Below are 8942 nucleotides of genomic sequence, written 5' to 3'. Positions count from 1 at the left end.
TGGATGCCGGTTACCTGGTGCAGGTGGATACTCCGGAGCGTCTGCTGGCGCATCCGCATACTCTGCAGGTGGCGAAGCTTATGGCGGCGCCCGCGCTGAACCTATTGACTCTTGAGGATTCTAAGGCTCTTCCTGCTGGGTGTGAGTTGGCTATTCGAGCGACCGCATTGCACCCCGTGGCGGCAGATGCTGCTCATTCCCTGCCGGTGCAGGTGCTCGGTCACCGCCACCTGGTGGGCGGCATGCTGTATCGTGGGCGTCTGCTGGATGCGGTTTCCCTACCTCTGGAATCTCGGCGGGCTTCGGTGGATTCTGAGCCGAGTGACCGAGTGTATGCGCGAGTGCGTGCCGGTCAGGAGCTTGAGTTCTTTATTCCCGATGCGCAGAGCGGCTCCTCCCTAAACGTGGGGGACCGGGTGCACCTTGGTGTGGCGGCGGAGCGTTGCTTCGTGTTCTCGAATGGAAAGCGTTTTTACCTCTAAAACGCGTCTTTGTTGGCTTTTAGTCGGACCTTTCAGATGGGAGAAAGCGCGGGTTAATCAGCATAAAGAGGAGCTTTAAGTGATTAACCCCGCTTAATCACGTTTTTAACTTGCGACTCGGGCTTTAACCTGAGATGATGAATAAACCAAAGACCGCCGGTCTAGAACTATGTCCTCTATCGCCACCTCGGTGGAGACGAAGAACAGAGTTCTGATAAGAGCTGATTTCACTAGAAATCGCCGCCCGCGTAGGTAACTCGAAGTGAATAGCCGTTGCCCTCATTCAGGGTGCCGTCTATCGTGCCTCGTACGCCTACGCGTCGAGGCATTTTTTATTGCTTGCAATAAATGCTTCGAGGCTCTACCGGCGACCTTACAAGAATCGGAAGAAGGAACTACCATGGCGACTCAGGAAAAGATCGCTGCAGTATCCGAGCTGAAGGAACTCTTCGAAGCTTCGAACGCAGTCATCCTGACCGAATACCGCGGTCTCACTGTTGCACAGCTCAAGGAGCTGCGCCGCGCACTCGGTGCAGAGACCGAATACGCCGTGGTGAAGAACACGCTGGCTGCTATCGCAGCTAAGGAAGCTGGCATCGACGCATTCGAAGGCCACCTCCAGGGTCCCTCCGCACTGGCATTCATCAAGGGCGACCTGATTGATGCTGCTAAGGGCCTGCGTGACTTTGCCAAGGCTAACCCCCAGCTGATTGTGAAGAACGGTTACTACGAAGGTGCCGCTCTGACCGAGGACGACGTCAAGCGCTACGCTGATCTGGAATCCCGCGAGGTTCTGCTGTCCAAGGTTGCAGGTGGTGCAAAGGCTACCATCGCACGCATCGCACAGGTTGTGGACGCACTGCGCGTCAAGCTGGAGGAGCAGGAAGGCGCAGCTCCCGCTGCTGCCGAGGAGGCTTCGGAAGAGGCATAAGCCCCTTTCGTGCTACTGCACCAGCGCTGAGATACTCAGCAGCGTGAACGCGAACAGCGTGTAACGCACCCTAAATTTGACCGACCCTTTCGGGGTAGGTACTGAAGATTTACACCGCGGGCGTCAGCCCGCACCAGATAGTGAAGGAGCCAAACAATGGCTAAGCTGTCCATCGAAGAACTCATTGCAGCATTCAAGGAACTGTCCCTCGTTGAGGTTTCCGAGTTCGTCAAGGCATTCGAGGAAGAGTTCGACGTCACCGCAGCAGCTCCCGTTGCAGTTGTAGCAGGCGGCGCAGCAGGCGAGGCTGCTGAAGAGAAGTCCGAGTTCGACGTTGTCCTGGAGTCCGCTGGCGACAAGAAGATCGCAGTGATCAAGGAAGTTCGTGCCCTGACCTCCCTCGGCCTGAAGGAAGCAAAGGACCTGGTTGACGGCGCTCCCAAGACCCTGCTCGAGGGCGTTTCCAAGGAAGACGCTGAGAAGGCTAAGGATCAGCTCGAGGCTGCTGGCGCAACCGTCACCCTCAAGTAATCGACTTCTTCTCGATTCTTACGCGGGCGGTGCATCCATCGGATGCGCCGCCTCGCGGCATTTAACGGCCCCGAACCCGCTCCGGCTTGAAAACTGAGGGAGGTTCGGGGCTTTGTCGTGTCCATTCTTTTCTCCTGTAGCAAACGGCGGGCTCGCCTATTTTGTGAGTGCTTGCCTGTAGAATCCGCTGTGACCGCCCTGTGTCTCGGATGAGAGAGTCTGAGAGTACTGTGGTGCCTCTCTCCTAGGGGCCGGCAATGGGGGAGCGGTGTCGTATGATGGGATGAGACAACCCAGACATTCCTTTGCACGAAAACGGATAGACATGAGCGAGCAGAAGAAAAAGAAGAAGAGCGTAACTCAGCGACCCGACCGCGATCTGGCGGCTGAAGCACAGCAGATCCTGGACGCTTTCGGTGCTGGCGTGCGTGAAGACCGCGACTACCCTGCACTGCACCTGGCGCCTCCGGTGGGCCGCCTGAACGACCCGAACGGTCTGGTCTTCGACGGCAAGCGCTACCACGCCTTCTACCAGTACTCGCCCCTGCATCCGGAGCGTGTGGTCTACTGGCGCCACGCCGTGAGCGAGGATTTGACCCACTGGACCGATGAGGGTACCGCTCTGGTTCCCGATAGCCGCTATGACTCGCACGGCTGCTACTCCGGCTCCGGCATTAAGGTTCCCGGAGGTTTTGAGTTCTTCTACACCGGTAACGTGAAGGACGAGAAGGGCAACCGCGAAACCTACCAGATCCTCGCAACCGCAGGTGAGGACGCGAAGCCGACCCGTCAGCTGCCCCCGCTGATTTCCGGCCCCGAGAAGGGCTACACCGCGCACTATCGCGACCCGCACGTCTTTGAGCGTAACGGCGAGTGGTGGATGGTCATTGGTGCTCAGCGTGAAGACAAGACTGGCGCAGTGGTCGTGTACACCTCCGTCGACCGCCGCGAGTGGACCTTCCGCGGCGAGCTGGACATCAAGGATAAGAGCCTCAAAGGCACCTACATGTACGAATGCCCCTCGCTGCTACGCATGCGCGATGAGCTGACCGGCGAAATCCGCGACGTGCTGATTTTTAGCCCGCAGGGCATGCAGCCCCTCGGCGAGAAGTACAACAATATTTTCCAGAGCGGCTACATTGTTGGTTCGCTGGATAACAAGACCCTCAAGTTCACCGTGGAGACCCCCTTCACCGAGCTGGATGCAGGTTTCGAGTTCTACGCACCGCAGACCATCTCCGGTACCGGCCTGACCGCTGATCCGAAGGCACCGCACGATGTATGCGGTGACGCCCCGGTGATGATTGCTTGGCTGGGCAACGCAGACCAGGATGATCAGCCCTCGTGGAGCCACCGCTGGGTGCACATGTTCACCTACCCGCGTGAGCTGCACCTGCGCAACGGCAAGATTTTCCAGCGCCCGGTGCCGCAGCTCAACGATGCGATGGAGATGAAGCCGCTGTACCCCGAGGAGGAGAAGGACAAGCTCGTAGAGCTGAAGAACGCCTTGACTTTCCGTCTGCGCGGCCGCGTGGACGTCTCTGATGAGCGCGTAAAGCTGAAAATCAAGGACGCTCACGGCGTGGCACTGAGCATCGTTCTGGATAAGGACTTTGTGCAGATGGACCGTGGCGGTACCCGCTACACCGAGGGCGGTAGCCTGCGCCGCCGCACTCTGATGCGTTCGAAGATTCGTGAGTTTGACTTGCTCGTGGATGGTTCGGCAACTGAACTGTATGTGGGTGGCAAGCTGGTTGCGTCCATGGGTGCTGAGGTGATGACCGCTCGCACCTTCTTCAAGGGCGGTAAGCGCCGCGTCCGTCTGACCGGTGGCAAGGTGCTGTCCCTGGAGTACGGCCGTCTCTAAGCCGTTTTCTAAGCGTTGAGAGCCGCCTGCGCGGGTGGTTCCCAGTCATTTCTGAATATGTTTGAGGGCTTACTCTTCCAAGTGGAGGGTGAGCCCTCGCTTTTAAGAACTTTCCCGTGATACCATGTGTTACATCTGATATGTCAAACGTATGACATACACATGGCATGCACGCACAGGCATGTCACCCCACCCATTCACAAAGCATCCTACGGTGGTGCTCCAAACAAAGGAGAGCGAGCGTGGACCACAAGTCAGTGGCACAGCGCGTGCTGAAGGACGTCGGTGGCGCCGGCAACATCGTTGCAGCCGCACACTGCGCAACCCGCCTTCGCCTCGTCCTGAAGAACCAGGACAAGGTTGACCAGGCAGCAATCGACAACGACGAAGACCTCAAGGGCAGCTTCCTCAACGCTGGCCAGTTCCAGATCATCGTCGGCCCCGGCGACGTCAACGAGGTGCACAAGCACCTCATCGCCGCTGGTGCACCCGAGGCATCCAAGGACGACCTCAAGACCATCGCCGCGAAGCAGGGCAACATTGTCTCCCGCTTCATCAAGACCATTGCTGACATCTTCGTTCCGCTCATCCCGGTGCTGGTCGGTGGCGGTATGCTGATGGCGCTCAACAGCGTGCTGACGTCCAAGGGTATCTTTGGTCCCGAGAGCTTCATCGCAATGCATCCCGAGTGGGCTGACTTCGCGGATATCGTGAACCTGCTCTCGGCAGCTCCCTTCGCCTTCCTGCCCGTACTGGTCGGCTTCTCCGCCACCAAGGTCTTCGGCGGTAACCCCTACCTGGGCATGACCATGGGTGCCGCAATGGTATCCCCCGCCCTGATGAACGGCTACAATGTCGCCGCCTCTCTGGCAGGTGCCGAGGGTAGTGAACCGATGAAGTACTGGAATCTCTTCGGTCTGCAGGTTCAGCAGGCGGGTTACCAGGGTACCGTGCTACCCATCATGCTGGTCGCCTTCATCCTGGCGAACATTGAGAAGTTCTTCCACAAGGTCCTCAAGGGCACCATCGACTTCATCTTCACCCCGACCCTTACCATTCTCATCACCGGCTTCCTGACCTTTATTCTGGTCGGCCCGCCCATGTTCGCAGCCGGTACCTGGCTGGGTGAAAGCATCAACTGGCTCTACACCGTTGCCGGCCCGCTCGGTGGCCTGATTTTCGGTACTTTCTATGCGTTCATCGTGATGACCGGTATGCACCAGGCATTCCCGCCCATCGAGATGAGCCTGTGGGCAACCGGTGGTTCCTTCATCTTCGTCGTCGCCTCCATGTCTAACGTGGCGCAGGGTGCTGCCGCGGCCGGTGTCGCACTGACTACCAAGAACAAGAAGATCAAGGGTATCGCTTCGGCTTCCGCGCCCTCGGCATTCCTGGGTATTACCGAGCCCGCAATGTTCGGTGTGAACCTGGCTCTGCGCTGGCCCTTCTATATCGCAATCGTCTCCGCTGGTATCGGCGCAATGGTTGCTTCCATCCTGAACGTGAAGGCAATTGCTCTGGGTGCCGCTGGTTACATTGGCTTCCCCTCCATTAGCCCCACCACCGGCGCAGGCTGGGCCGGCTTCTTCGGCTGCCTCATTCTGACCACCGTCATCGCTTTCGTTGCCTCCTTCATCTGGGGCAAGAAGGTCGAGGATGGCAATACCGAGGAAGCTGAGGCACCCGCCGCTGCAGCTCCCGTTGCTGCTGCAGCTCCTGCTGCCTCCGTAGCTTCTGAGGCTGGCGAGAGCGTCGAAATCGGCTCCCACATGGTCGGTTCCGTGGTTCTGCTGGCTGACGTCAAGGATCCCACCTTCTCCTCCGGCGCACTGGGTGCAGGCACCGCAGTGGAGCCCACCGAAGGTAAGCTCTACGCGCCGGCTGACGGCAAGATTACCGTTGCATTCCCCACCGGCCACGCATATGGTCTGCGCACCGAGGATGGTCTGGATCTGCTGATGCACATCGGCATGGACACCGTTGAGCTCGATGGCAAGCACTTCGAGCCCAAGGTTGCTAAGGGCGACACCGTCAAGCGCGGCGACGTTATCGCTGAGTTTGATATCCCCGCCATCAAGGCGGCTGGCTACCCGCTGGCAACCCCCATGGTGATTACCAATGCCAAGAAGGCGGCTGCTTCGGTTGAAGATGTCCAGGTTTCGGGTGCATCTGTGACCAACGCAGATTCGCTTCTGAAGGTTGCACTGAAGGCAAAGGCTAACGCATAGTCTGCACTCTTAGTGAGTAGATAACCTCAACGTGATGTACACCCCGTACCGCTCTTCATAGAGCTGGTGCGGGGTGTTCAATTTTTCCTACAAAAGCATGTAAAAGAAGAGTGAATAAATATGCGTTAAATTTATGCATAATAGTGCAATATAAGCTAGCACACATTTAGTGCATGGCGATGAAAAATGTCTTGATAAGGCAGAATTTATTGGTCAGGAATGAATAATCCAGCTAATATTTATGTATAGTTTCAAGCTTTTGTAAAGGGTGAATATGACCTCAGCTTCCTATACCGTCCGCACCGCCGAGTCTCATGAATATGCAGATGCGCTCGAGGTGCTGATTGCCGCATTCGACGGAGATCCCGCCATGATGGCAGTCATCGCAGGCGGTAGCCGCCGACAGGAACTTGCCAAGCTCCGCGCTATTATGACCCTGCAGGTCTACGGCAATTTCCAAGGTCGCGGACGTATCGACATCGCTATTGATAACTCCACCGGCAAGATTGTGGGCGTCTGCCTCTGGAGCACCCCCGAATCCCACGAAGGTTCCTTCGCTAACGAACTCAAGCAGATTGGTGCCTACTACAAGGCGCTCGGTTGCAAGACTCTGCTGAAAGCGGTCCTCATGGAGCTACACCTGCTCAAGTACCGCCCCGCGTACAAGCACTGGTACCTCTTCAACATTGGTGTTCTCGAAGAGTACCGAGGCCATGGTATCGGTTCGAAGCTACTCGATTACGGTACCGAACGCATCGGTGACTACCCCGCTTACCTCGAAGCATCGACCTACGATAGCGCGCGCCTCTACGAGCGCTGCGGATTCTTCTCCCTCGGCCCGCTCCACGGCATCTTCTCCAAGGCGCACGCCGTCGGCATGGTCTACCCCGGAACCGGCCCGACCGAGATTGTGCAGCGCACCTCCTAAACTTCCGGGCGCGCACAGAACCGATAAATGTATATGCAAAATCCGCCCCACCGTGAGCACTCGCACGGTAGGGCGGATTTTTATCTTCAAAGGAGGGGGAGCTTCTTATTGCAGCTCATCCGGGGCAGAAGTATCAGGCTGAATCTGATCCAGATTCGGGATAGAACGCACTGTTGCCCCCAGGTGGAGATCAATGGGGAGTACATCCTCAGGCTGGCTGATCGGGGGAGCCTCTTTCTCAGCAGATTCTCCCTGCTGCAGTTCAATGAGCTCCAGTAGACGCTGTGCGGTACGTTTCGCCATGCCCTCAATCGGCTGAACCACGGTCGCAAGCTCCGGCATGAGTAGCTGAACGCTCTGCGTGCCGTCGTAACCAACCACCTGGAAATCCTCGGGAACGCGGATGCCGCGGGCACGTGCCCACCCCAGCGCCAACGCGGCGTAATTATCGTTGGAAGCAAAGACCGCGTCCACCGGCTCGGGGCTTTCGGCGCGCTCGTCCAGGTAACGGTAGAGCACCTCGCGCTTCATGCCCAGCGAGGGGCGGAAGCCCAGCTCCACGAACTCCGGCATGAGTCCCGCCTCAAGCATTGCCTCGCGGTAGCCGCGCTGACGCTCGTTGTGCTCACCCAGAGTCGACGTCACGTGAACAATATTCTGCGCACCCGTAGCAATGAGGTGCTCCGTGGCGGCTCGGGCGCCTCCGTAGTTATCGGAGCGAATGTTCGGGTAGAAACCACTTTCGAGGCGGTCTACGGTCACCAGGGGAGCCTGTGCGTGCGGAATATTGACCAGTGCGTCGGAGTGGGCGCCGCTGATGATGCCGTCCACCTGATTGGAGAAGAGCATTTCAAGGTAGCGCTTTTCCTGCTCGGGGTGGTCATCGCTATTGCAGAGAATGACCCGGTACCCTGCCTCTGCAAGGTAGCTTTCGAGGCGGTACACCATCTCCCCGTAGAAGGGGTTCGCGACCGTGGGGAAGATGAGGCCCACCATCTGCGAGCGCTGCCCCTGCAGGCTACGGGCGATGGCGTTGGGTCGGTAGCCGAGCTCGCGCATTGCCTCGTGGACCTTGGTGCGGGTGCTTTCGCTCAGGTAGCCGCGGTTGTTGAGCACGCGAGAGACCGTGGTGGGGGAGACACCCGCTAGTGCTGCAACGTCGCTGAGTTTAGGCTTCGCCACGGGGGCTCCCTTCGATATGCTAAACGATTGACATATCTTTCTACTATACCCTCTATAGCAACCCTCTATAGCACTGGAATGATCGGCACCCGAGCCCCCACCTCATGGGCAGAACCCCGAACCGAAGAATCATCCAAAATCGCGAAATGAGTAGCCGCCGCCAACGAGGACAACATATGCGACGCTGACTTCGGCAGAGGATACGCCACACCATCACGCACCGTCACCGGCACCAAACGCGAACCTGCCGGCTTACGCAAAGTATCCACCGCCTCGCCCAGAACCGCCGAATCCAGCTCGGGTAGCGGCATATCCCGCATGCCAGCCAAAAGCGGCGGCAAATACGAATACAAAGCCGTGTACGCCGCCAAAGGATTACCCGGCAGACCCAACACAAAACGCTCACGACCCGAATTCGGGCCCCTCTCCGGAACCGGCAAACGCGCAGCCAGAGCCGGATGACCCGGACGCACATCCACTGATTCAAACAGGTACGTCGCGCCTATATCGTTGAGTACCTTACGCACCAAATCAACACCCGAGGTGCTAGACCCGCCCGTAAATACCAACACACGAGCCGTCGAAGTAGACAGGAACGTGCGGAACTCAGACTCAACATCCGCCAGGCGAATCGAAGGGCGCGCCTCGCAACCTGCAGAAATAATCGCATGCTCCATAAAGCCGCCAAACGCATCACGCACCTGACCCGGCGCGGGCACACCAAACGTAATGACCTCGTTACCCGTAAACGCGCAACGCACCGGAATCGGGGCGTACACCGGCAACTCATCAA

At 58.1% G+C, this 8942-nt stretch carries 7 protein-coding genes and 1 pseudogene; 6 read left to right on the top strand and 2 right to left on the bottom strand.

The genetic code is table 11. The annotated features are described in order from the left end of the window. The 6 genes and pseudogenes from Q0216_RS01195 to Q0216_RS01170 form a co-directional block, all read left to right on the top strand. Nucleotides 1-482: pseudogene (locus Q0216_RS01195) on the top strand (ABC transporter ATP-binding protein); the annotation flags it as partial. A 400-nt stretch (nucleotides 483-882) separates the two neighbouring features. Beyond that, nucleotides 883-1413: a 50S ribosomal protein L10 gene (gene rplJ / locus Q0216_RS01190; protein WP_005504882.1), complete on the top strand. Its 531-nt coding sequence runs from the start codon at nucleotides 883-885 to the stop codon at nucleotides 1411-1413. A 156-nt stretch (nucleotides 1414-1569) separates the two neighbouring features. After that, nucleotides 1570-1944, top strand: coding sequence for a 50S ribosomal protein L7/L12 (rplL, locus tag Q0216_RS01185; protein ID WP_298592276.1), 375 nt, complete (start codon nucleotides 1570-1572; stop codon nucleotides 1942-1944). 325 nt (nucleotides 1945-2269) lie between these two features. After that, on the top strand, nucleotides 2270-3811 hold the full coding sequence (locus Q0216_RS01180) for a glycoside hydrolase family 32 protein (protein WP_298592274.1): 1542 nt from the start codon (nucleotides 2270-2272) through the stop codon (nucleotides 3809-3811). 242 nt (nucleotides 3812-4053) lie between these two features. Continuing rightward, nucleotides 4054-6039: a PTS beta-glucoside transporter subunit IIBCA gene (locus Q0216_RS01175; RefSeq protein ID WP_298592272.1), complete on the top strand. Its 1986-nt coding sequence runs from the start codon at nucleotides 4054-4056 to the stop codon at nucleotides 6037-6039. Between the two features lie 274 nt (nucleotides 6040-6313). Then, nucleotides 6314-6967 carry an N-acetyltransferase gene (locus tag Q0216_RS01170; protein WP_298592270.1) on the top strand — a complete coding sequence of 218 codons (654 nt, stop codon included), beginning with the start codon at nucleotides 6314-6316 and terminating at the stop codon, nucleotides 6965-6967. A 105-nt stretch (nucleotides 6968-7072) separates the two neighbouring features. Here the strand turns inward: Q0216_RS01170 and Q0216_RS01165 are convergent, their stop codons facing one another. Beyond that, nucleotides 7073-8149 (bottom strand): LacI family DNA-binding transcriptional regulator, encoded by a 1077-nt coding sequence (locus tag Q0216_RS01165; protein WP_298592268.1) that lies wholly within the window; start codon nucleotides 8147-8149, stop codon nucleotides 7073-7075. A 65-nt stretch (nucleotides 8150-8214) separates the two neighbouring features. Then, on the bottom strand, nucleotides 8215-8942 hold a 728-nt coding region (locus Q0216_RS01160; protein WP_298592266.1), incomplete at its 5' end, for a molybdopterin-binding protein.

Origin of the sequence: uncultured Rothia sp., from assembly GCF_937976295.1 — a bacterium.
Taxonomy (GTDB): domain Bacteria; phylum Actinomycetota; class Actinomycetes; order Actinomycetales; family Micrococcaceae; genus Rothia.
The sequence above is the reverse complement of the archived record's forward strand: the minus strand, read 5'-3'. Positions and strand labels throughout refer to the sequence as shown.